Here is a 25,794-nt window from a genome sequence, read left to right on the forward strand (position 1 = left end):
TTTCGGTAGCGTAACTTAACGTTGAAAAGAACAGCACCTAAAACGAACAAACACAGCCATTAAGCTGTGTTTGTTTAAAGGCCTAGGAAGCGGAACCGATTAACGTTCGACTTTTGGCGAATAAATCGAGTAAGCGGTGATTTGCCCTGCCACAATTGCAGAAAACATGAATAACGCCGACAAACCAATACTTGGAATAGGCAAAATAGATTGTTCAAACACCGACTGGCTGGCACTCACTAATACTCGGCTACCCGGAACCAAAATGATGATCCCTTGCACGATATAAATAGAGCCTGTGAGCTCCATCTTCTTGGCAATCCAAGTTCCGTACAGAGTAATAAGAACCGTGGTTACCCAAGTACCCACAACCCAACCACTATCAAAACCGAGGTAGAACGGCCCCCACATGCCAAGAACCGCAACTGGCAAGCCAAGCAAGATGTCTTTAGGGCGCGCATTGAACATCACACCGATAGATACTGAGATCAACACCAAGCCTGATATGTGCATCCACATCGGTACCGCATTGGTATAGTCGATGGAGACCGCTTGTCCCCATATTGCTTCACCAATATTGAGACCCATGATAATCCCAACAAACAGCTTGATCAGCGTTAACGCACTCTGCCCTAGTAAACTAGTACCAGAGACGAGATCGTTAAACGCCAAACACTCTAATGCGTTGGCTATGGATAACCCTGGTACAAATAAGACGATCGAGGCGATACACAACGCCCACACCGGAATCGGCAACCCTGTACTTGCCAGAAACGCCACAAAGATACCCGTTAACAATGCAGAGATGAACTCAACCGCGATAGCGCGACGTGAATGAAGAACTTGCTGACAGACCCAAACCATCAAACCCAATAACGCAGAAAAGCCCACAGCTTCCAACGTACTGCCCACCAGCATCAAATACGCAGGCGGAATCCCCATATTGGCTAGTGCAGTCACAAATTTAGAGTAACCGACAGGCTCTGGTACAGGCTCACTGCTCGGTTGGTTAATACGAATGATCGTATTGGCCAACAAACTCAGGTTAATTGACGCAGGCTTTAGACGCTTAAGAATAACGGCGTTGTTATCGTCTGGAAATTGATAGTTAATCGCAGTTGGCGTTGCTTGGATCATCACGTCAACACCATGCTTTTTTGCATAGAATTGAGTGTATTTCTCTAGCTTGTAAGGAGCACAGCCACTGCGGTGAAGAGTGTCACCAATTTCAACAATTTTGTTAATTCGGAACTGAGAAGGCATGGGTATTTTAGGGGAGACAAAATGTGCGGCAAATGTACCAAACGATAGACGGAATGACGAGACTTTTGCGTAAATTATCAACTGAACTCGTTACTTTTTTCTGCAAAGGCTTAGAAGTGCCTATATCTCTACTCATTTGGGATTAGTTTACTGAATGTTTTGACCTGCTGATAAGTTAAATTTATGCATTTAGATTGTTATTAACGGGCGCCAAAACACGCATGAAAATCAGTTTATGTTAACACTCCAAATACCTTAATTTTCATGAGATTTATGACAACTGAGCACCACTAAAACAGGTTTATAAATTAAGGTAGATTTATCATAGAAATAAGCATGACATTTACTAATATTTCTAGCCCTCCTTTTAACGAGATTTTAGTCACATTTTATTCACTATGAAAATGCCGAACATGATGGAAAAACTAGCGGAGTGGTGGTTATGCGAGCACTTAGAATAAAAATGAAAGAAAAAGGTTTCGTTTTCAGTTAGATGTGGCATTATCAAACTCGTTAAGACGATGTGCGTGCATCGTATAATGGCTATTACCTCAGCCTTCCAAGCTGATGATGCGGGTTCGATTCCCGCTGCACGCTCCAAGCCCTCTTGACTCCTCTCTCTTACAAATAAATAATTTTATAGCCCCCCTTTAGATAGCACCTTAAAAAAAGCCAATACAGAACTTATCCGTTGTATATTCATGTTTTGTCGAAATAAATTGGGTCAGATTGGCAACAATAAACTGCCTTTTAACTTGAACAGACCAGTAACATTCGCCAAAACCTGTGTTACTTAGAACACCACGCATCCGCCAGTCTCACACGACCACCAAAAATCAGCACGTCCCTACTCGATGAAACCTCAACAGACTTTGCTAATAATTATGGTCACACGACCCAACCCATAAACAGCCATTAAGGGACCTCCGCCCTAGCAGCACTAGCAAATTGAATTTAGACTTATGATGTCATTTATCTCTTGAAGTATAAGTTGCGATTGAGTTTTTTTTATAACTTCAAGACAGTGCTACTCGCACAAAGATGAAATAGCCCCCTAGCCAATCGTTTGTTGAATAAACTTAATACTAAAAAATAACTCTTTAATCGCCCCGCTCTGCGAGAGCAACAGTAAATACAGATGATGCGCCAAATTCTTAACACCACTTAACCTATTGATATAAATGACCATTATAGTAGCTAGCGGGCTTCAGTTTATATTTATTTTGATAGCCACTATTTTTCATTATTTCTATTCATTTTCCCGATCTTTATTTCATTTCTTAATTCTCGACCACGAATGGGCATAGGGGCAAAGTGAACTGGCAGTTAACTTTGATTAAACCCTACACCAATGTGGAGCATATAATGACAACACAATCACAACTTAAACCGGGTCTGAGCTACAACGACGAAGCTGTCCTTTATACTGGCAATTTCATTACCGTCAATGAACAACAACCAAGTGCATCAGCAATCGTGGTACAAAGTGGTAAAATTCTTTTTGTTGGTACTGTTGATCAAGCAGAAACTTTCCTTGCTAACGAATCGATTGCTTTCTCGCTGAATGACGAATTCAATGGTAAAACCATTGTTCCTGGTTTTATCGAAGCGCATATGCACCCGCTAGGAGCTGCATTATTTACAGCACGCTTTGGTTATGTGGGGCAAATTGAACGCAGTGCAGGTGGCGGCGAAGTATTAAGTGCAAGCCTAACCAAGCAAGAATTGAGCAATAAGATGCAAAGCTTTGTTGATGCTCATAACGCAGCAGGCAAACAAGGCGAGTGGCTTGATATGTGGGGGCTAGACCCACTTCTAATGACCGAAGAGGTGGTTATTGACCGTGACTTCTTAGATGCAATCTGCTCAGATTCGCCGTTGATGGTGATGCACGCATCTTGTCACGTAGCGGCTTTTAACAGTGCTGCAATTGAAAAAGCAGGCTTTAGCCTTGAAGATAACGAAGCATTTGTATTTCGCAAGGATGGTCGCCTAACAGGTGAAATCGCAGAAATGCCAGATATCTTACGTGCTGTAAAAGTGGGTGGTTTTAACTTAGGTACAGCAGAAGATGCCGTTGCAGCGATGATTTCATATGCAGACAGCACCAGCCGTCTTGGCGTAACGACGATGTCTGATTGCGGTATGGGCTTACCTCATAACCCATTCCCGCTATACCAAGCGCTATCGACAATGCCAACATTCCGCTCGCGCCTAGCCGCTTACCCACTAGTCCCAAACTTTAGTGAAGAAGAGCTAGCTGGCTTTAAAGCACAAAGTAACGATCGTCTATTTGCAACAAAAACAAAATACCTAAACACTGATGGCTCTATTCAAGGCTTTACAGCGGTATTGGAAGAAGGCGAGAAGTACTATAACGGCAAAGCAAATGGTCACTTCCAATTTGACGATGAGAAAATGTGGACTGACGTCTTCTATGCTCACAAACTAGGTTACAGCATCTCTTTCCACTGTAATGGTGAAGGTTGTACAACTAAGTTACTAGACTTAATAGAAAAAATGCAAGCACAGTGCCCACAACCAAACGTTCGTCACTGTCTAGAGCACAACCAAATGGTAACGCCAGCGCAGATGGATCGCATGAAGAAGTTAGGCGTGCTACATAACTTGTTTGGCACACATATTCCATTTTGGGGCGATGTTCATGCCACACAAACTGTTGGTCCAGAGCGCGTTAAAACAATGAACCCATTCCAAACATCGGTGAAGAAAGGTATTCCTTTCTCTATTCACTGTGATGATGTGGTAACACAAGTAAACCCACTATTCATGATGTGGGGGGCAATGAACCGCCAATGTGTTTTCTCTGGTAACGTCTACGGAGAAGAAGAGCGTCTAACTGCAGAGCAAGCATTGCACGCGGTGACGATGGGTGCTGCTTATTTGATGGAGCAAGAAGATATGATTGGCTCTATCGAAGTGGGTAAGTTGGCAGATCTAGCCATTCTTGATCAAAACCCATTAACCGTTGATAAAATGGCAGTCAAAGAGATTAAAGTGCACGCCACTATGCTAGGTGGAGATATTCAAGTGCACCAAACATCAGAGGTTGAAGCTAAGCAAACAGCTGAAGCTTAGCTTTCGTCCAGTATTAATTTGTGAAAATTAATTCAAAATAGATAAGCAGTGCCACTAGTGGTGCTGCTTTTTAATTTTACACAACCGTCAGGATAAGTTTAACTCATTGTTTTAAGTTAACTTTTATCTTCATCACTACTCGATTCGTCAATATTACTTTTTATAATTTAAATTGACTTATAAAGTCTCGACCCAAAAGTGGCCGATGTGCAAAGTAAGTGGGTAATTGATTTTGATTACCCCCTACACTAAGTAATGTGGAGCACATAATGACAACTCAACCATTTTTAAATCCGGGTCTAGAAGCCAATAAAGAAGCTGTTTTATATACGGGTAACTTTGTTACTGTCAATAAGGAACAACCTAAGGCTTCAGCCATCGTCGTACAAGATGGAAAAATCCTTTTTGTTGGCACCCAAGATCAAGCCGAAACCTTTCTTGCTAATGAGTCTATCGTTCACACACTAAATGAAGAGTTCAAAGGTAAAACCATTGTTCCTGGGTTTATTGAAGCACACATGCACCCACTGATGGCTGCGCTGTTTACCGGTATGTTCGAATATGGCGGTCAATATGATCGCCTTGGTGCTGAAGGTAAGTTACTAAAAGGGTGTTGCACTGAAGACACTTTAAAAGCTTTGCTTAAAGAACTTAAAGCAAAACATGATGCCGCAGGGAAAACTGGCGAGTGGTTAAATCTATGGGGCTTAGACCCACTTTTGATGACCGATGGCTCAGTGGTTAATCGTGATTTTATCGATTCAGTGATTGATGATTCACCCGTATTCTTTATGCATGCCAGTTGTCACTTAGCGAGCTTTAACTCAATGGCGCTTGAACAAGTTGGCTACAGCCTCGAAGATAACCCTGAATTTGTCATGCGTGAAAATGGCCGCTTAACTGGTTACATTGCAGAGCTACCTGATCTATATCGTGCCTTAAACCAAGGTGCTTTTAACTACGGTACTGATCCTGCAGCGATAGGGAAAACGCTAATAGATTACGCCAATATCGCGCATTCGTTAGGCGTTACCTCGGTTTCCGATTGTGGTATGGGATTGCCAACTAACCCATGGCCGCTTTATCAGGCGCTAAGCCAAAATCCGGCGTTTAAATTACGCATAACAGCTTACCCATTGGTGAGTAACTTCTCTACCAGTGAAGTGCTAGATATGAAAGCATCGGATAACGATCGTCTTAGTATTTCTAGCGTGAAATTTGTCAGTACTGATGGTTCAATTCAAGGCTTCACCGCCAATCTTCTTGATGATGCTCCTTACTACAACGGCAAACCGAGTTGTTCACTTATCAAAGATGAAGAAACCATTTTTGCAGAATGTTTACCTTTCCACCAAGCCGGTTACAACATCTCGTTTCATTGTAACGGCAATGGCACCACCGAGAAGCTCATTAACATCATTGAACGCTTACAAGTAGACACGCCAATGCCAAATGCACGCCATTGCTTAGAGCACAATCAAATGGTAACAGATGCGCAAATGGATCGTATGAAAGCAATCGGAATTTGCCATAACCTATTTGGTACTCATATACCGGTATGGGGCGATGTACACGCAGAACAAACAGTGGGCCCTGAGCTAGTAAAACGCTTAAATCCATTTAAGAGTTCAGTGAAAAAAGGCGTGCCTTTCTCAATTCACTGTGATGACGGTGTGACGCAAGTTAATCCATTGTTTATGATGTGGGGAGCCATGAACCGCCAGTGTATATTCTCGGACAACGTGTACGGCGAAGATGAATGTTTGAACGCAGAGGAAGCACTTCACGCAGTGACATTAGGTGCCGCGTACTTAATGGGTCATGAGAACATGAAAGGATCTATCGAAGTCGGTAAATTGGCCGACTTGGCTATCTTGGATAAAGACGTACTAAGCGTAGATAAACAAGAAGTTAAAGATATTCATGTCCACGCTACCATGCTAGGCGGCAATGTAACCGTTCACCTTGGTAAAGCAGCGGTGAAACAAGAAGAGCTTTCCATTGCCTAATTGATGTTCTGAGTGATTTTTCATTCAACATCAATAAAAGGGTATACCTGTGGCAATACACCAATTTTGTATTAAAAACATCAGCCTAGCTCTTGAGCTAGGCTTTTTTACTATGATAATAGCGATCAAGCTAAACCTGACCAGCGTCATGTCTGTTGCCCATTGCCTTCTTACAAATAAACCCATTGCAGCATCTGAGATATTTGGCTTTTCTCATGTTTGAGTTTTACCGACTGCATTAGAAAAAGTGGATGAACAACTAAAATATTAGGAACAAGCAAAACAGGCCAATGCCAGTTCAATATGCCGATAGAAAATCTTTTTATATTCAGTAAATCGATACTCTTAGGCAAGCGCCCTACACTATTTTTGCGTTAGAAACGTTCTTCATGGTCTTACTCATTAGTACATTATGATTGCGGCAAAGGCCCTATTGGACAGCAAGCAAAAAAAAACTTTCTACGACGACATCACGAGTGATGCCACTTACAGTAAGTGCTCAGAAATAGCGTGGGAAAAGGCTAGAGAACAAGGCGGGAGAAAACGAGAAACACAGCGAAAAATGTTAGCGCCATGTCCTCTACGAGGATATTTATACCAATCACAGTAAGTAAGTGTTCAAAAATGGCGTACGAAAAAAGCTTGAGAACAAGACAGAATTTTTCGATAAGTAGTTATTCTACAATCAAAAATTCTAACGAAGTTATCGAGGTTTTTAACAAGCGAGGGTGACCAGTTATTTACTACGATTGGTATTAGTCAAGCAATTCAGATAATAGGCTCGTTAGCTTATTACCGCTTCAGCATTGCGTTTATTGAATGCCTTACCGATAACTGCTTCAATGAGAAGAATTGACATGATGGTAAGGTAGAATGCCACAACACCACTGGCCGGTCCGCTAAACTGCACTTGCTCACCAAACATAATCACAATAGCACCCATTGCTGCGACTTTTGAACCAACAAGAATCAACCACGAAGTGAACACACGCTTTGGCTTAGCTAATGAGCGTTGTTTTAAACAAAATTCTGAAGTCATTTTTTCAAACGCCACTGATAGCTTCACAATCACCGCCATGATAAGGGCAGAAATAGCGCCCATGCCAATACTCTCTACGGTGACCCAGTCCCAAGCTACTCCATAACCTACCATCACCACAGTACCAATAACACTGCATGCCGCCATTTCTTTAACCATTTTCATAATGCATCTCTCAATCAATTATCAAATTATAGGGTTGGCAACAGGTCTGATATTCCGCTGCCCTAATTGTCGATATGGCAATTGTATAAACAAGCCAATCAATAAAAAATGCGGAGAAAATAGAAATGGGTTTTTCCTACTTTTTAGGTTTTTTTTTAATTTATATCATCACTCTATTTCAATAAATTCAAATAGTTACACCACAAGCTCGCGTATTGTTAGTTCTAAAGTTACGACTATTAATATGTGTTTATTAGCCACTCTCCCCCTTTAATTTGCCTTGCTGTGTAGCGGGTACAGATAAGCGATAACTGGTTAGCACTCCTAATGCTGAAAGAAAAATCACCATCATCAAAGCGTTTTGAAAACTGGTTAGCCGAGAATGGGCATTAAGAGTTAATAAGGTCGCATGCTGCTGATGATCCATACCATAAGTATCAGAGAGATTGGCAATTCTAATATCGTCTAAATAAGGTAGGGTCGGACTTTGCTCGATCTGGCTGATAAAGTGGTCCGGAAAGATCTGTTTCGATTGTTCACTGTGCTGCCTGACCGTATGCTCTAGTGCCCATTGCTGTGTCCCGCCAATCAAGCAAATCCCGAGCACTAAACCCATATTTCGGATGGTGGCTTGTAAACCACTCGACTGAGCGGCATCGGTTTCACCAAGCGCATTGGTGATGATGGCCGGACATTGTGATGCAAGTATCCCCATTGAAGAACCCGTGAGCAGCATACCTAGATAAAAAGGCGACAAAATATGATGAGATTGACTAGAAAAAAATAAAATAACTGCAGAGCTAGCCAGACCGATAAATGCCGTTAAACATAAGGTCTTTGCCTTTAGTGATTTAAACACCAAAGGTGTAATAACTGAAAACGCGATCATGCAAATGGAGAACAGAAGAATAATAAAACCTGAGTGCGAAGAGCTTAATGAAATGGCAACTTGGAGATAGGTTATGATGATAAAACTCACACCACCTAAAATCATATACATGAAGGTAAGAAGCAGAAAACCAGCTCGACACTGGCGATTTTTCAGCCAGCTAATCGGTAATAAAGCTGTTTTTTGCTGGGCTTCTCGTTGTCGCTGTTGAAAATAAAAGGCAAATAGTGACACTAGCCCTAATGCTATAACGGCCAACGAAGGGCTTAATGACGTAAGGCCGGTAAACCAAGTAGGAATATCAGCGTTGCTGTTGGCGCTTAATAGGCCCCAACTGGGTGCTTTGATCAGTGCCAGCACCACCAAAACGATGCCCGATGAGCTTAGCAGCGCCCCAATAAAATCAAATGAGCTCGGGCGCGGATTCTCCACTGGCGGGATTCCTTTAATAGCAAACCAACTGGTAATGAGGTAAAAGGCACTGATAAATGTCAGGGGTAGATACCAAGCAAAATGGTCCATTAGCAAACCACTGCTCATCGGCACGACGGCGGCAGATACTCCACCGGAAGCCGCTAACACGCCAAATGCTAGTGCACGAGATTTACCAGGAAATCGGGCAGAGACTAGAGCTAGAATAGCAGGTAAAAGCAGTGCTGATGATATGCCTGTCAGTGGCCGAGCCAAGTAGGTGACAAAGGCTACATTAGGAGCAAGAATAAATAAAATAGAAGCGACTAAACCAATAAAAGCCCCGGTGATGAGCATGATACGCCAACCGATAAATAGCCCAATAAGGCCTGCGGGTAACATTAACGCTGCGCCAACTAGAGGCTGAATTGTCCCCAAGGTTTTGATGGCACTAATGTCTGTTTGAAAATGGGTGACTAACGTAGCTGTTGCGATAGATAAGTTGGCTATATCAGCCGAGATAGAAAATTGAGCAATACAAAGAATGAATAGGAGACGCTTTTGAGAGGCAGTAATAGAATTTGTCATAATTATTGTTCTTTTTGCTTGGTGAACTACTGATTGATTGCACCTGTGCTGAAAATCAGTATTTGGTGCATAAACGTAAAGAGGGTGTTGGCTCCATAGTTGATTAAAGAGTAAACATCAGTAAGTTCACTTTACCGATGTCGATATACCGACATTTAAGTGTCTACGAAAAAGCCCCAACCTGAGTTGGGGCTTTTAAATTTAGTCTGAGTTAGCCATTAACGAACGAGTTGGTAATTTAGAACAAAGAGCTAAACCGCCCATCATTAAGGCAATGAGAGTATAAAGTGCATATTGAACCGATGTTAGGCGAGAATCTGCCATTACAGCGACAACAGTGTGTTGCTCTTGTGCCGGAACTTCTGCGCTTACCATAAGCTCAAGTGCCATATCATTTGACACGAATGGTAATGACGGTGTGTCAACAATCATCTGCTTGGTTTCTGCTGAAATAGCGTCGTGGTCCATAACGCCCTTCTTGATTTCACCTGTTAGGGAGAACAGCATTACCGTACCAAGAATCGCTACACCGAACGCCTGGCCAATGTTACGAGAGGTTGCTTGGATACCACCTGATTGCATTGCTTCTTGCTCACTAAGCGCTGAAGTCACAACAATAGAAGCCTGAGAAGCTAGTAAACCTGCGCCAATACCAAATACGAGTAGTGAGATGTATTGCCAGAATGTAATGCCGTCTTTGGTAAAGCCTAAGAACATTAATGCAGTACCTAAAGCTGCAATGATGAAGCCTAATTGACAGATACGTTGACAAGATAAGTTGCCCAATTTGGCGGGTGCACCAAGAGAACCGATCATCATACCTAAAGCAAATGCACACAATGCCATGCCTGATGCGAATGCACTCATGCCAGCAACTAACTGCATGTACGAGACATTAATGAAGCCCGTAGCACCAAAGAGCAAGAAGATAGTGGCACAAAGTACTAGACCAACAACCACTTGTGGGTTTTCAACATATGAGCGAGGGAGAAGTGGCGTGTTACCAGCAGCTTCAAAACGACGTTCCCATACCATCAATACTTTTAGCAGTATGCCACCCACAAGACACATAGGTAGAGCCGGAGATATACCAGCAACAGTGAAATCAGTCAGTGGTGCAACGAGACCCCATTCAGCAATTTTTAGCAGACCAGTAACAAAACACAGTAGACCAGTACCCGCAAGTAATACACCAACGATATCAAACTTACCTTTGAACGTGGCTTTTGGAAGCTCAGGTAACTTCATGCTACCGAACATAACTAATGCACAGTAGACACCAAGACCTGCGAAGGCAACGCCAAAGCTAGCGACATCAAGGATGAAGCCAAAGATAAGCGGAGTTAAAGCACTTGCCAAGCCAACTAGAGCAGCGATAGCAGAGAAGGCAATCGCTTGATCTTTACCCTTATAGATACCAGCGACATTAGCTAGAACCGCAGGAATAAGTAGACATGCACCTAGACCAGAACCAACGCGAGCACCATAGTTCAAAACTTCCATGTTTGGAGCAAATGCAGCTGCAAATGAGGCAAGCGATAAGATACCTGCACCGATGATCATTTGTCGTTTCCAACCAATGATTAGGCCAATAAGGCCACCAGCAATCATACCAGCACCCGCAATTAGAGGATACATAGCATTAGCCATTTGAATCTGAGGCATGGTCGCACCGTGAAGAGCGATCAGTGCTTCTGTTGAAATAGAAAGACCTGTGTTGTCTGCCATGGTTGAGAATTGAGCTGCAAGAAGAACCAGAAGCGGGAACCACTTGGCCATGCCAACTTTTTCTTCTGCTGGATTAGTTGAAACTGATACCGTCATTGGGGATACCTTCATTTGTTGTAGAGCCGTTGCTCGGAGGTTGTTTTTTCAAATAGTTTTGAACACAACCATTAAACCGTGCGAAGAACCGACTCATCCAACAAAAAAAAGTATTCTTGAAATAAAAAAAATAATATGACGATGAAAAAATATATAAAACTCTATATATCACAAACTTAGCATTGCTTGGGGTGGTGTGTTAGCGCTTTCTTTTTACCACATATGAAATGCTATCTTCACCAAGCGAATTGAAATTGAAAAAGATCTCATCCTCTTCTAGTCGCCAGCCATTGAGCTCGATTAGGGTGCCAGAAACCGGAACTCGAATACCTGTTTCTTGCTCAAATCGCTCCAAGCCAGTGACTTCTCTATCGACTAATTGCAATCGATTATATTGTTTGTCGGTATAGTGCAGTTCAAGTTTGGCATCGAAAGCATAATTACTGTTGCCACTTTTATTATTGATAGATAAACGGATGTTGTCCTTATCAACCACCATGGTTGCGTAGCTATCAATCGTGTGCTGATCAAATTGAATGACAGATTGGCCCGTCCATACCCCTTCAAACTGTTGGTTATGTGCTTTGATTGGATCATGAAGATAATGGCCAATAGTTAGAGCAACAACCGGTAGCATCACAGCAATAGCGCGTTTGATTATTGATTTTTGCATACCGTTATCCCCTCTTCAACATGACAAATTCGATAATTACTGTCGTTTTTCATAATAATGGATGGGGTGTCATCACTGAGGTTCAGTGAATTGATTTCTTCGCTTGTAGCATCAAATAACAACCAATGTTCACCAGCCTTATAGCTAATGCGCTCGAATGACGGGCTGAATATGCCGAGGTATCCGAGTGTGAATAGTAATAGGCTTATTACGCCGATACCGATTAACTCGTTGCCTGAGAAAAAAGTTCTCCAACCTAATGCTTTGCTGTTCTGAGGTGTGTCAGTCAAGGTTACTGACTCTGAAGAGTTAGCGGTACTGTCAGGCACAATACCAGGAGCCGGCTCTTTCGCCCCCGCCATATGATGAGCAGTGTAAGACTCAAGGATATATGGCTTACTGGAAAGCACATAACCTTGTTTGGGAATGGTACGAATTAAAGAGCGTTGATCATCATCGAGGGAAAAACGTAGCGCTTTAATGGTTTGGTTAATGGTTGCATTAGTCGCATAAGAACCTTTCCAAAGTTGCTCTTCAATCGATTGACGCGACAAAATATCGGGGAAAGAGTCAATTAATGCCGTAAATAAATTGGCCTCACGCGCCCGTAGACGAATCACTTTACCTTCTTCATTCTTGATGGCTCCGGAGGTGGGAGAGTATTGCAGTCCTGCCACTTGATAAATGGGCGGTTCAAGAAAGGGTTGTGTCATACCGAGGCCTCTAGGTCATAGAAATTACAGGAGATAGTACTGTTAATTAATGATAAATTATTTTGATCTACAACAAACTAACTATTGGTTTGATTAACCATTTAATAAATAAATTATAAATTATTCTCTTGGTAGAGTAAGAAAAGGATAGCGGATATGTGAACCCCACCAAGTAAGATTAGGGTAATTATCCATTATTAAACAACAAGTTAATTAATATACTTACTTTTTATCATTTTATCTTTTTTTATTTGGTTATTCGTGGGCGAAACATTTACTTAAGGTGATAGTGAAATTCTTGAATTGAATAACTAACAGGTTTTACTATGCCAATAACGAAGAAATTACCACTACTCACTTTATTGCTTCCATTATCTGCTTTTGCCAACGCACAAGATGCGACTGAAGAAAATGCACCCGATCCAGGCGATCACACAAAAGTATCTTCAGTTGTAAGTGCAACTTATGGTAAACAAAGTTTTGGTGAAGCTGATAATGACTTTCTTCAACTGCAAGGTCAGATTTCCGGCGCAAAAGACAATGAAAACCTATTCCTAGGCTCGTTGACTGTGACAGGGCAAGACAATGGTAAAGTAGGAAGCGAGGATTTTAACCTATCTCAGGTTCGAGCTCGTTACTTCGAAGTAACGCGAACTGATTGGGCCAATGCGCCTATGCTAGGTATGTCGTTTGACTACATTGAATCTAGCTTTACCAATGCAACTTCTGATCGTTTGTTTGCCGTAGGCGGCTTGATCCGCATGAACACACCGTTTAAAAACTGGTTATCATTCCCAATCATCGCCGCTGCGGTAGGTCAAAATAACAAAGATTACAGCAATATTGGTCTAGTGGATAAAATGACATATGGGGTACAGTTTAATTTCTTAAACTCTATCTATCTGCATGAAAATGGCACTCACATTCAACTCAACCCACAATTTAGCAGCTTAGATCTTGGCGGTACGGTTGGCACAGTAAACCAATTACAAATGGATACTGTATTGCAAATGCCATTAAACAGTAACCGTCGTCACTGGGGTAAGTTAACTTACACAGAGTACTTTGATGACACAGAGCAAAGCTTTGGTCATAACCGTCAAGGTACAGAGTTAAAGCTTACTTATAGCTACTATATGTAGTACCACGAAAAAGGGCTCTCTAAATGGTGAGCCTTTTTGCATTCACTGAAGCGGTATTTCAAGCAATAATCTTGGTTTTGATTGCAATGGACACTATAAATCCCCTTTAAGTGGATTGAGGTTATAAAACTGTCCCCCTTTTTTTAAACATAGCGCACCATTTAAAGCATAAGCCGCGCGAGCTAATGATAAATCTTTATATATTCGTTAGAAGGATACTTTGGCAGCAAAAATGGCTATTTTTTAGTAGGGTTACAATAAGTTAAACCTTATTGAGCTGGTGTATTTCTATTGGCGATAGTGTTTCGTTTTATAGCTTTTGTTAAAGATGCCCTTGCCCACTGTGTAGATATCAAACAAATAGCACAAAAGTCATGCAAATAGCTCGCCAAGCATGAGTTAATGCTTTTCTTTTGCTTTAATTATGGCATATTAGTTCAGTCTTCACGATGTGCGTGCATCGTATAATGGCTATTACCTCAGCCTTCCAAGCTGATGATGCGGGTTCGATTCCCGCTGCACGCTCCAACTCTTCCTCCAGTTTTATTATGTGTATCTCTTTCAGCAACCCGCTCCCCAAGAAAATCCCTCTGTACATTAAGCCATCTTCATCGATATCGTTTAAACCTATATCTATTAAACCTATATTGCGTTGACTTACATTGGTTATGCCCCTATCGACTATTCATAGCTATTAACGCCTTAAATCGTTTCACATTTTTACACTTGTCCAAATCACACATTGCAGAGCAACTTTCAATGATTTTCAAAATTGTTCCAATTTAATAATCTTGGTCAATATCTGCCAAAATCATTGTGTTAATGTGCGCGCATTAGCAATAACCCATAAATAATAAAAAATGTTTAAAAGCAATGAGTTAACGATTAGCATCGAAGCAATCAATGTCGCGCTAGCAAAAGTTGAGAATGCCAATAAAATTCAGCTAGATACGTTGAAAGGTTATGTGAACAGCGAACCTGAACAAGCTGTAATGGCTTTTCGATCACTGAATGAAGCAGAATCAATCGACGACAAGTTTAGAAAGATCATGGCAGAGCTGCCGCACCTAAGCGGTGAAGCACACCACTTGCTTGAAACTTCTATCTTGCTACAGTGATTCTAGCTACAGATAAGCCTCAGCCAATCCAAGTTAGTTCATGTATTCCTGGGCAGGTTGAGGCTTATCTTTAACTGAACACAGTATTTAATCAATGACTTAGCGGTCACACAAAGCTGTTCTGATTGGTTGAAATGAATAGGTGATGTAAGGCCCTCGCATTACTCCCAAAAGTTCCACCACTTTTTGCTGTTTTCTTCACGCTGCTGTTGGCCTTTTTCTGACCCTTTTCCTTCTTCTTTACGCTCTTGTTCCGCTTTCTTTTCTTTCTGCTTTTCTAATCCCGACTTTTCTTCGTCATTATCCATATCATCTTTAAGCTTTTCTTTCTTATCCTTGAGCTTCTCTTTACTCTCTTCGAGGGCTTCTTTCTCGTCTTCCAAATCGTCGAGCTCTTTATCTAGCTTCTGCTTATCTTTTTTATTCTTACTTTTTTTGGCTTTCTTCTTTTTCTCTTCGATCATTGAATCAAGCTGCTTCTCACGATCGTTAATTTCGCCTTCAACTTTTTTTGCCTCAGCGAACGTTTTGACTTCTTCTAAATTGGGCTTACCTTTACCAGCCCACTCAGGTTTAGCAGCAATGCTGTAATTAGACCATGATAGTAAAGCACTTGATACGGCAACGACGAGTACTGTTTTGTTCATCCTTAAACTCCTACTTACTTGTTCTAACTAAAAATTTTTTCTATTTACCTATTAAACTTAATCGTCTAATACGAGAAAAACAAGAAAACGCACCAAACTAATCAATATAAGTCTGGTGCGCTTTATTAATCGATACTACAACTCAATTTTTTTCAGCATACCCGCTTCAGCATGACCTGGGATATTGCACGCAAACTCTACGTTGTTGTCGCCATGAAAATGCCATAGCAATTGCTTCGCTTTACCGGGCTTTACCGTCACTGTACTGCCTGAGTCATGAGCGTGATTACCCATGTTTTTCATCATTTCACGGTGCTCTAATTGCTCTGATGCAGAACCAATCGAGAATTCATGATCAATCTTGCCTGTGTTCATCACAACGAACTGCACCACGTCGTTCGGCTCAATTTCAACCTTGTTCTTAAATGTGATTTTCATATCGTCACTTAGTAGAACATGAACCACCTTATCCGGCTTTGCGCCTGTCGCAGGCATACCGACTTCAGACATGCCTTCCATATTCATCATTGAATGGTCCATCTTTCCATCCTCCATCATGCTGTGGTCCATTTGGGAATGATCCATCTCTCCACTCTTCATCATCGAGTGATCCATATTTGAGTGGTTCATATTTGAGTGGTCCATTTCAGCAAAAGCCGTTGCAATAGTTAACGTCAGTACAATCGCAATAAGTGTCTTTTTCATGGTCGTTCCTTAGAATAATTCAGTTTTTAATTCGTTAGTTTTTGATATTCGTGTAATGCGCCCTTACTCACTCTGTGATAGTAAGTAAGGGCTAATAATCAGTACGTTATTTGTTTATCTCGTTTTGGCTATGCGTAATCTCATGCTGTTTCCAAAGCTTAAAGATTGCAGGCAACACCAGTAGGGTAAGTAGTAGTGCAGATGCCATACCGCCTATCATCGGCGCGGCAATTCGCTGCATCACTTCAGACCCCGTTCCCTCGCCATACATAATTGGAATGAGACCAATGATCACAGTGAGAACCGTCATCATCACAGGGCGTACACGCAGCCCTGCCCCCTCACGGATGGCATCAGTGAGGTCAGCTTGTTGAATTGTTTGTTGGTTCTGCTCTGCATCGAGCTTTTTGTAGTGCCATGCTTGGTTTAGGTAGACCAACATGATCACTCCTATCTCAACGGCGACTCCGGCAAGAGCGATGAAGCCCACACCTACCGCAATCGAGAAGTTGTAATTGAGGAGATGCATCAGCCATAGACCACCAACCATAGCGAGTGGCAATGTCAGCATGATCATCATCACCTCACCGACACGGCGGAAGCTTAGGTAGAGCAACAACATAATGATGGCGATGGTGATTGGCACAACGACACTCAAACGCTCCTTCGCACGCTCCATGTATTCATATTGACCAGACCATGCCAGTGAATAGCCAGCAGGCAAGACGATTTGATCGGTGACTATCTTTTGCGCCTCTGCCACGTAAGAACCAAGATCACGCCCTTCGATATCAACAAACACCCAGCCATTAGGACGAGCGTTCTCCGTCTTAATCATTGGAGGCCCGTCTTCGTAACGAATATCCGCGACATCCGAGAGGGCGATACGCGCACCGTTTGGTGTCACTAACGGCAGGTTCTGCAACTTAACAACAGAATCACGATAGCTTTGTGGGTAACGAACGTTGATTGGATACCGCTCTAGCCCTTCTACGGTTTCACCCACGTTCATTCCTCCGATCGCAGTCGAGATAACCTGTTGCACTTCTTTAATGCTCAAGCCATATCGCGCAGCAGAGCGTCGTTTAATGTCTATCGTCACATAACGACCACCCGCAACACGTTCGGCATATACCGAAGCAGTGCCACTAACCTTGTTGAGGATGGGTTCAAGTTGCGAACCAATATCTTCAATCACGCTAAGCTCCGGGCCAGCGATTTTGATCCCAATTGGGGTTTTGATACCAGTCGCTAACATATCAATACGGGTTTTGATTGGCATAACCCACGCATTGGTCAAACCTGGGAACTGAATCAGATCATCGAACTCTTTACGCAGAGACTCCGTAGTGACGCCGTCACGCCACTCGTCTCGTGGTTTAAGCTGAATTACGGTTTCAATCATGGTTAACGGTGCAGGATCGGTTGCTGTCTCTGCTCGACCAATTTTGCCCCACGTGGTTTCGACTTCTGGAATGGTTTTGATGAGCTTGTTGGTTTGTTGCAACAACTCACGAGCCTTACCTATTGAGATACCCGGATACGTGGTTGGCATGTACATCAAATCCCCTTCGTCCAAAGGAGGAATGAATTCACTACCAAGCTTACTGGTTGGGTAATAAGCAGACGCCATTAAGCCAAGTGCGATAACAATCATCACCTTTGGATACTTTAGGCTGAGGTTTAGAAGCGGCTTGTACATCGCCACTAGGCTACGGTTTACTGGGTTTTTATGTTCAGGTAGCACGTTACCGCGAATGAAATAACCCATTAACACAGGCACCAGCGTGATAGCCAAACCAGCGGCTGCGGCCATCGCATACGTCTTGGTAAACGCAAGTGGCGAGAACATCTTGCCTTCTTGCCCTTCTAGCGCGAACACAGGCACAAAGCTCAAGGTAATGATAATCAGAGAGAAGAACAGCGGTGCGCCAACTTCTTCTGCTGCCTTACCAATCACCTGCCAACGGTTTTTGTCAGTGAGCGGAGTCCGTTCAATGTGTTTATGAACGTTCTCGATCATCACGATGGCACCATCCACCATGGCGCCAATCGCAATCGCTATTCCGCCAAGAGACATGATGTTGGCGTTGATGCCCTGCCAATGCATGACGATGAATGCACCCAAGATTCCGACAGGTAGACTTAGTGCGATAACCAACGACGAGCGGATATGGAACAAGAACAGCGCACACACCACGGCGACCACGATGAACTCTTCAGCTAGCTTCTTCCAAAGGTTTTCAACCGCAGAATCAATCAAAGTAGAGCGGTCATAAGTCGCGACAATCTCGACACCATCAGGTAAGCCGGCTTGCAGCTCAGCGAGTTTGGATTTCACCGAGTCGATCACTTCACTGGCATTTTCACCAAAGCGCATCACGATAACGCCGCCAACCGCTTCGCCCTCACCATTAAGTTCAGAGATACCACGTCGCATTTGCGGGCCAAGATTAATGTCAGCAATGTCGCCCAGTAGCAGCGGCGTGCCTTTGTCGGTTACTTTTAATGGCAGAGATTGGATATCTTCTATGCTTGTGAGGTAGCCGGTCGTACGAACCATATGTTCGGCTTCGGCAATTTCGACCACAGACGCACCGGTTTCTTGATTACCATCCTGGATTGCCTTGTTGACTTGCTGAAGCGTTAGGTCGTAAGCACGTAACTTGGCAGGATCTATCTGAACCTGATACTGCTTCACCATGCCGCCAACAGTCGCCACTTCAGATACGCCCTCAACGGTTTGCAGCTCATACTTCAAGAACCAATCTTGCAGGCTACGAAGATCCGCTAAGTCATGCTGACCGGTTTTATCTTGCAACACATAGCTGTAAACCCAGCCCACACCAGTTGCATCTGGCCCTAATGTTGGCTTAGCACTTGATGGTAAGTTAGGGGCTACTTGGCTTAAGTATTCCAACACACGTGAACGCGCCCAATACATATCGGTATCGTCATTGAAGATGATATAGACATACGAATCGCCAAAGAACGAATAGCCACGAACCGTCTCTGCACCCGGAACGGCTAACATCGCCGTTGTGAGCGGATAGGTCACCTGATCTTCAACTACTTGAGGTGCTTGCCCCGGATAGCTTGTTTTAATGATCACCTGAACATCTGACAAATCAGGAATCGCATCTACCGGTGTGTTTTTAACGCTGTATAAGCCCCCAAATACGATGGCTACAGTGGCAACCAGCACCAAAAAGCGGTTACTGATGGACCAACGAATGATTGCATTGATCATAGTTCGCCCTCACCCGTGCTATTCGTCGGTTCGAGAGACTTGAGCACATAATCCGAACCTTGCTTCACAATTAGAAACCGAACACTTTGACCCTCGGCAAACTCGGATAAATCGAGGTCATCACTGACTTGGAAGTTCATTTCGCCCGCTTTCCAATCCCATTCAGGCACTGGCTTGTGATTTACCGTGATCATTCCGAAGTCTGCCATCAGCATTGTGATGTCTCCCTTCACCCACACTTCGCCCGCCATTTGATGTTCGCTGACCTTGTAATCAACAACCTCGTACTGCCCTGACTCTGACTTTCTCATCTCAAAATCAATTGCCTTACCACGTTGCACGTCACTCATGTCTAAACCTTCCGCAAAGGTGAAGTTCATCACCATGCCCGGCCAATCCCACTCTGGAACAGGCTGATGGTTAATTGTCACCATACGACTGCCTTGCATAACATCGGAAATTTCACCGTTTGCCCAAACTGTTTCGGCTTGCTCTTCAACGCCATTGATTCGCGACAAATCAGCGGATTGGCTAGATTCAGAATCCAACATGAAGTGCGCAGAGGTGACAATATGTTCACCTTGTTCAAGCCCTTGCAACACCTCGATCTTCTCGCCAGCTTCACGCCCTACTTCAATGCGTGCTGAACGGTATTTTCCCTCACCTTCGGACAACACCACTCGAGTCATTCCACCTGAATGGATAACCGATGATCTTGGTATGGTAAGTACGGCATCATCACTGATTGGCTTCAACGCAATATTGGCGAACATGTTCGGTTTGAGTTCGCCATTAGGATTCGAGAACTTCAAACGAACGCGTAAAGTTCGAGTTTTCGGATCTAGGATTGGATAAACATAATCAACATTGCCCTGCCACTCCTTACCGGGAATCGCATCCAGTGTCATCTCTGCATTACTGCCCGACGAGATCCAGTGTGCTTGGCGTTCAAACACTTCGGCATCAACCCATACTTCGCCTAGAGGACCCGCACTAATTACCGCTTGCGCTGGTGAAAGGTAGCCGCCCTCACGAATATTGAGACTCGCAATTACGCCATTAGCAGGTGCTTTGATTTCTATGGTTTGTGAGGATTTACCTCGGCGAGTGATCGAACGAATCTGAGCTTTATCGACACCCAAGGTGATCAAGCGCTCGGTGGAACCTTTTATCAATCCTTTGCGACCCGTTTTGTACGCACTAAGTAACTCTTCTTGTGCCTTAACCAACTCTGGAGAATAAAGTGTGAACAGCACATCGCCCTTATTTACCTTCTCACCGACAGCATTGATATAAAGCTTCTCAACCCAGCCAGCTGCTCTTACGTTGGTTTGCCACAATGTACTTTCATCAAACGCCACATAACCCACGGTTTCAATCCGAGGAGACAGCGGTTCGAAGTTAACTTTCGCTGTTTTGACACCAAGATTGTTTTCTACCGACGGATCGATAAACACAGTTCCTGCTTTGTCTGAACCACCACTTAAGTCATCGGCATAAACAGGGATTAAATCCATCCCCATAGGTGACTGACCCGGTTTATCACGCTGATAGTTTGGGTCCATTGGCGCAACCCAATACAAAGGTTCGTCACTGGTTTCTGTGCTAGTTGCCATTGCTGACATGTCGTGTGCTGGATTAATTAGAAAATGGTTCACACCAAAACCCAATGCACCACCGACCAATAAAGCGATTGTTGCTACTTTTACTGAACTCATTGTCTATTCCCTTATTGATTGGCTGTGTGTTTAGTTGCGCTTGAGTTGAGTTGTGGTTGGTTTACTTGGTATTCAAAACCACTGACTAACGCGGCTAGCTTGCTGTTAACGATGTTGAGGTCGGTGATCAAACGCTGTTGCTCTAGTTTCAGAGCAAGCTCGTCTGCCGTTGCTGCAATAACATCGTTAAATTGCGCGGTGTTGTTTTGATAGCCCCTTTCAACCGCGCTGATTCGTGCTGCGGTTTGAGGAAGCAAGGACGTTTGATAGCGTTCTAATCGCTGGATCAGGTTTGATCTGTCCACCAGCAATGCGTTCACTTGCGCGTTCATTTGGGAAAGTAAGGTGTCTTTTTGAGATTTAGCTGCGCCAACTTGGTACTGAGCCGCAGACAAATTCTTGTCTTGTCGGTTCCCTGTAAACAGAGGGATATCGACTGTTAGATAAGCGCTCACAAGATCAGAAGCAGGTTCGCCAGCCATGTTGTTCGCTTGTCGGTGGGCATACATGACTTCCACCCCAAACTGCGGGGTATAAGCTTGCTCGGCTAACTCAACCTGAGTTTGATTGGAGGAAATACTGACATCGGAGATCTTAACCAAAGGATGGTCAGTCAGTAGCTGGTAGTGCTTAGTTGAATCGATATTGGTCGCTAATTTGCTTTCCAACAACGACCAATCGATTTGGTTAGTTGCACTCAGTGTTCCCTGAGAATCAAGAACCTGAGAGCCTAGCCAATCAGAACCCAACCATTCAGAAAGCTGAGAGATTAAACGGCGCTGAACCTGCTGGTTTGCCTGTAGTTTCTCATCAAGCTTGCTCACTTGAAGCTGAGCATTAAGCAGATCTTGCGCTTCACTTTTACCAATCGAGTAATTGGTCTGCACATAGTTTTCTAGCTCAACTAACAAGCGTCGATTTTCACGCATCACGCCTTCTGCAACTTGCTGATAACCCAATTCAAGCCATAGCTGCGTCATGCTGTTAGCAACGGTAAGCTCGCGAGCCTGCACTTGAAGAGCTAACCCATCCGCTTGCTGACCAGCTTTTTTCTGCTGAAGATCGAGTGTATTGCCACGCTCAAATTGCTGCATTAGACCGACCGAAATATTGGTCATCGGGTCTTCATCAAACTGGAAGCTATCGACTGGCAGTCCGCCAAATCCGACTTTCAATTTCGGATCCATTAAGGTTGCGCTCGCAATACCTGTTTCACGCATCGCTTGCGACTGAGCAAAGTACTGTTTGCGGTTGCTGTCTTGGCTCAATGCTATCTCAATCAACGTATTGAGTTGCTGTGTTGAGCTTTGTTGATTTGCTTGTGTTGAAGCAGGGGCAGCAGCCAAAGCACTACCTGAAAGAAAAGCAGCACTCGAAACAAAGGCAACAGCGACCGCGACATTTGCGTTTATTCCAAACACAGAGGTTATTGGTTTTATATTCACAATGAATGTCCATATCTTGCGTTAAATAACGCATATAAAAGATTGGCGTATCAGATTTATTGCTCTGATATCGCTAGATTTTTAGATATAGATTTATGCGGAAGGTGGGCGTAGCAAAGATTGAGCGCGTGCGACTTTCTGGCCAATCGTGACAGATTGAAAAAGAGCAAATGAAAAGGAAAATTGATTAACGGCTTGAACAGCCTGAATTGGATAGGAAGCAGTAGAACAAACAGAGATACAACAGTTATGAATAGAATCCGAACCGCCTAGGCAGTGCGTACCCATCATATTGTCATCGTGAGAGCTAATTGAAGAAGAATGTGCAGTTGTTACTTCATCATCGGAAACGGTCATTTCAGTATGACCCTGCTGACTGGAATGATGAGGCATAGTGGCATGTGCAGCATGCTCACCACCTGCATCACCAGTTGCTACGCTAATGTCGCAACCCGTTGTCATGTTAGACAGATCTGATACCGCATTCGATGATTCACTATGATGGCAATCTGACTGAGGTGAGCCCATCTGAGCCATCATTACGTCGGCCATCAGAGCCGATGAACTTGAAGCATAGCTCGACACCAACATCGCGATGATGCTGAAAACAGTAATCCAAGTTGTTCGGAGTGTGTTTGTCATAGCTAACCTTTAAATTTATGGAGCAACTATAAAGGTTCCCCTTAGGGTAAGGTCAATATAATTCTTTGTACATTTGTATGATAGACCAGAAAAGGTTCTATTACCTTTTTGCATTAAATTGAGAGAATTGTTTGATTTGAGGAAATTTTCTTTAAAAATTATCCAATTAGCTAGCGAAACCTCGATCTGTGTATTTTACTTAAGATAGTGCAACCACGATTCACGGATGATAAAGATGGCTAACAAAAAAAACGTCGAAGCAAACAAGAAAAATACAGAAACCAAAAATAAGAAAAGTAACGAGCTAGAACAACAGAAACCAACAAAAAAAAAGAAGCTCAGACTGCATTCACACCTAAAAGTTAATATCCCACTTTTTCAATCACTCATGATGATTTTGCCATCATTGGCTAAACACGCAGCTGCCGAGACTATAGACAATTCCAGCGGTGCTGCAGATCAAGTAATCGCAAATAACGTGACCGAAAAAGATGTCACCGATGATCATACCAAGGCGGACTCATCATCGGTTGCTCTCCAAGAAGCTCAGACGAGTGACAGCGACGTAAACGCCACCTTAAGTGCAAGTCATGCCCCCAATGGTTCGAGCTCTCACTTGGTTCCTTCTCATCATTTATCGACGCTTTCTCACCCGCAAGTCCATTACATTCCTTCGGTATCGATGCCGACTATCTCCTCAGGAAGTAACGGTCAGCCGACTCATTCGAATGCGCCTACGATGCCCGCTTTACCCGTCACCTTCATGCCAGAAGTCATAAAAGGAACGTACGGAGAGCTTCATGTTGATGCAAATGGTCAATACACATTTGTATTGAATCCAAATTCTCCTCAATACATCCTGTTAAATCAGCACCAACCAGGTACTGACCATTTTGCGTTACATCTATCTAATGGATCGAGCATCATTGTCCAGATACCGGTAATAGGTAAGCAAGACACGCCAAGTATTTCTGGAGACTTAACCGGCGTCGTTACCGAAGACCACAATATAGATTCACAAGGTTTACTGCATGCGAACGGTAAAATTGACGTCGTTGACCCTGACCAAAGTGAAAGTTCGGTTACGCCAGAAGTTATCTCAGGTAAATATGGTTCATTAACTATCGATGCTGATGGACACTGGCAGTATCAAGTTGATAACTCTCTTTCGAATGTTCAAGCGTTAACCGCAGCCACTTCATTGCACGAAAGCTTCACTATTCACACCAAAGACGGCACACCGCAAACAATCGATATGACAATTGGCGGCAACGACGACAACGCCGTTATCACAGGTGTAGATGCTGGCACAGTAACTGAAGATTTAACGACACAAGTTCAAGGGCAGCTTTCAGTAACGGACTCTGATCTTGGAGAAGACCACTTTCAAGCCTCACAAGTGACTAGTAATTTCGGTACGCTAAGCATCACAAAAGACGGTGCATGGACATATGATTTAGATAACAATAACCCTGTAGTTCAAGGGCTTGGCCAAGGTTCAACTGCGACAGACATCGTCACTGTTCACTCTGCCGATGGCACAGCACATCAAGTTACGGTTACGATTAATGGCACCAACGACCATGCGGTAATCACGAGTAGTACAGCAAATTCACCAAGTTCGTTTTTCGCTATCGGGAGAAGTAATGGCTCGAGCCAAGTTACTGAAGATAAAGACCTAACGGTTTCGGGCCAACTCAACATCACCGATATCGACTCAAAAGAGGCACATTTTTCTAATTCCGACCTCAAGGGGACACTGGGTACTTTACACCTTAAAGACAATGGCGATTGGACCTACGATCTAGATAATAAAAATCCACAAGTTCAGGCTCTTGGTAAAGGGTCTGCGACAACAGACATCATAACCATCCACTCCGCTGACGGCACTCCCCATCAAATCACTATTACCGTTAACGGCACCAATGATAAAGCCGTGATAAGCGGAACCAGTACCGGCTTGGTAACCGAAGAGTCCCAACTTCAGACCTCGGGCACACTTGCGGTAACGGATGTGGATACTGGCGAGGCACACTTCTCCAACACCGATATCGTAGGCTCGTTTGGTACGCTTCATCTGACTGATACTGGTTCTTGGACGTACGATCTTGATAATACAAATCCTAACGTTCAAGCTTTGGGCAACGGAGCAACCGCTACCGACACCATCACCGTTCATTCTGCTGATGGCACGCCGCATCAAGTGACTATCACAGTAAATGGCACTAATGACAAAGCTACTGTCAGCAGTGCGACCGTTGCTATCAATGAAACCGACAAAGCGGTAACTACTTCAGGAACATTGACCAGTACCGATGTAGACAACCCAGACAACACGTTTACTCCGGATTCCATTGCAGGCACCAATGGCGACCTCACCATTGATGCCACAGGCCACTGGGTATTCACTGCCAACAGCGCGTTTAATCAATTGAACGTTGGCGACAAAGTCGA

Annotated in this window: 17 protein-coding genes and 2 tRNA genes; 7 read left to right on the forward strand and 12 right to left on the reverse strand. The window is 43.5% G+C overall.

Annotation, left to right across the window (positions count from 1 at the left end; genetic code table 11):
- Positions 1 to 99 precede the first annotated feature (99 nt).
- Positions 100 to 1,263 (reverse strand): threonine/serine exporter family protein, encoded by a 1,164-nt coding sequence (locus tag BCV39_RS15945; RefSeq protein WP_004731486.1) that lies wholly within the window; start codon positions 1,261 to 1,263, stop codon positions 100 to 102.
- 525 nt (positions 1,264 to 1,788) lie between these two features.
- Here BCV39_RS15945 and BCV39_RS15950 point away from each other — a divergent pair.
- The 3 genes from BCV39_RS15950 to BCV39_RS15960 all read left to right on the forward strand — a co-directional run bounded on the left by BCV39_RS15950 (position 1,789) and on the right by BCV39_RS15960 (position 6,371).
- Positions 1,789 to 1,863, forward strand: a tRNA-Gly gene (locus BCV39_RS15950).
- 765 nt (positions 1,864 to 2,628) lie between these two features.
- Positions 2,629 to 4,362 carry an amidohydrolase gene (locus tag BCV39_RS15955; protein WP_102433402.1) on the forward strand — a complete coding sequence of 578 codons (1,734 nt, stop codon included), beginning with the start codon at positions 2,629 to 2,631 and terminating at the stop codon, positions 4,360 to 4,362.
- Positions 4,363 to 4,631: 269 nt separating this feature from the next.
- Positions 4,632 to 6,371, forward strand: a complete 1,740-nt coding sequence (locus tag BCV39_RS15960) for an amidohydrolase (RefSeq protein ID WP_102433403.1) — start codon at positions 4,632 to 4,634, stop codon at positions 6,369 to 6,371.
- Between the two features lie 784 nt (positions 6,372 to 7,155).
- Here the strand turns inward: BCV39_RS15960 and BCV39_RS15970 are convergent.
- From BCV39_RS15970 to BCV39_RS15990, 5 genes are all read right to left on the reverse strand, one after another.
- Positions 7,156 to 7,575, reverse strand: coding sequence for a hypothetical protein (locus BCV39_RS15970; RefSeq protein WP_102433405.1), 420 nt, complete (start codon positions 7,573 to 7,575; stop codon positions 7,156 to 7,158).
- A 253-nt stretch (positions 7,576 to 7,828) separates the two neighbouring features.
- Positions 7,829 to 9,463 carry an MFS transporter gene (locus BCV39_RS15975; protein WP_102433406.1) on the reverse strand — a complete coding sequence of 545 codons (1,635 nt, stop codon included), beginning with the start codon at positions 9,461 to 9,463 and terminating at the stop codon, positions 7,829 to 7,831.
- Between the two features lie 201 nt (positions 9,464 to 9,664).
- Entirely contained in the window at positions 9,665 to 11,287 is a 1,623-nt protein-coding gene (locus BCV39_RS15980; protein ID WP_102433407.1) for an MFS transporter, read from the reverse strand.
- A 199-nt stretch (positions 11,288 to 11,486) separates the two neighbouring features.
- The gene (locus BCV39_RS15985) at positions 11,487 to 11,960 is read right to left on the reverse strand and encodes a hypothetical protein (RefSeq protein ID WP_102431802.1); all 474 of its coding nucleotides are present in this window, start codon (positions 11,958 to 11,960) and stop codon (positions 11,487 to 11,489) included.
- Positions 11,945 to 12,673, reverse strand: coding sequence for a winged helix-turn-helix domain-containing protein (locus BCV39_RS15990; RefSeq protein WP_102431801.1), 729 nt, complete (start codon positions 12,671 to 12,673; stop codon positions 11,945 to 11,947). Before BCV39_RS15990 ends, BCV39_RS15985 begins: the two co-directional genes overlap by 16 nt.
- A 326-nt stretch (positions 12,674 to 12,999) precedes the next feature.
- Between BCV39_RS15990 and BCV39_RS15995 the strand changes: the two genes are divergently transcribed.
- The 3 genes from BCV39_RS15995 to BCV39_RS16005 all read left to right on the forward strand — a co-directional run bounded on the left by BCV39_RS15995 (position 13,000) and on the right by BCV39_RS16005 (position 14,933).
- Entirely contained in the window at positions 13,000 to 13,815 is an 816-nt protein-coding gene (locus tag BCV39_RS15995) for a hypothetical protein (protein WP_102433145.1), read from the forward strand.
- 453 nt (positions 13,816 to 14,268) lie between these two features.
- A tRNA-Gly gene (locus BCV39_RS16000) sits at positions 14,269 to 14,343 on the forward strand.
- A 332-nt stretch (positions 14,344 to 14,675) separates the two neighbouring features.
- Positions 14,676 to 14,933 (forward strand): hypothetical protein, encoded by a 258-nt coding sequence (locus BCV39_RS16005; RefSeq protein WP_102433146.1) that lies wholly within the window; start codon positions 14,676 to 14,678, stop codon positions 14,931 to 14,933.
- 161 nt (positions 14,934 to 15,094) lie between these two features.
- Here BCV39_RS16005 and BCV39_RS16010 read toward each other — a convergent pair whose 3' ends face one another.
- The 6 genes from BCV39_RS16010 to BCV39_RS16035 form a co-directional block, all read right to left on the reverse strand.
- The gene (locus BCV39_RS16010) at positions 15,095 to 15,580 is read right to left on the reverse strand and encodes a hypothetical protein (protein ID WP_019825867.1); all 486 of its coding nucleotides are present in this window, start codon (positions 15,578 to 15,580) and stop codon (positions 15,095 to 15,097) included.
- A 135-nt stretch (positions 15,581 to 15,715) separates the two neighbouring features.
- The gene (locus tag BCV39_RS16015; protein ID WP_102433147.1) at positions 15,716 to 16,285 is read right to left on the reverse strand and encodes a cupredoxin family protein; all 570 of its coding nucleotides are present in this window, start codon (positions 16,283 to 16,285) and stop codon (positions 15,716 to 15,718) included.
- Positions 16,286 to 16,391: 106 nt separating this feature from the next.
- Positions 16,392 to 19,535 carry an efflux RND transporter permease subunit gene (locus BCV39_RS16020; protein WP_102433148.1) on the reverse strand — a complete coding sequence of 1,048 codons (3,144 nt, stop codon included), beginning with the start codon at positions 19,533 to 19,535 and terminating at the stop codon, positions 16,392 to 16,394.
- Positions 19,532 to 21,253 (reverse strand): efflux RND transporter periplasmic adaptor subunit, encoded by a 1,722-nt coding sequence (locus tag BCV39_RS16025; RefSeq protein ID WP_102433149.1) that lies wholly within the window; start codon positions 21,251 to 21,253, stop codon positions 19,532 to 19,534. Before BCV39_RS16025 ends, BCV39_RS16020 begins: the two co-directional genes overlap by 4 nt.
- A gap of 11 nt (positions 21,254 to 21,264) precedes the next feature.
- Positions 21,265 to 22,692 carry a TolC family protein gene (locus tag BCV39_RS16030; RefSeq protein WP_102433151.1) on the reverse strand — a complete coding sequence of 476 codons (1,428 nt, stop codon included), beginning with the start codon at positions 22,690 to 22,692 and terminating at the stop codon, positions 21,265 to 21,267.
- A gap of 99 nt (positions 22,693 to 22,791) precedes the next feature.
- Entirely contained in the window at positions 22,792 to 23,340 is a 549-nt protein-coding gene (locus BCV39_RS16035) for a hypothetical protein (protein WP_102433150.1), read from the reverse strand.
- 235 nt (positions 23,341 to 23,575) lie between these two features.
- On the opposite strand from BCV39_RS16035, the gene BCV39_RS16040 reads away from it, so the two are divergent.
- Positions 23,576 to 25,794: VCBS domain-containing protein (locus BCV39_RS16040; RefSeq protein ID WP_198599548.1), on the forward strand; the 2,219-nt coding region annotated here is incomplete at its 3' end.

This window comes from Vibrio sp. 10N.286.55.E10, assembly GCF_002872555.1.
Classification (GTDB): Bacteria; Pseudomonadota; Gammaproteobacteria; order Enterobacterales; family Vibrionaceae; genus Vibrio; species Vibrio crassostreae.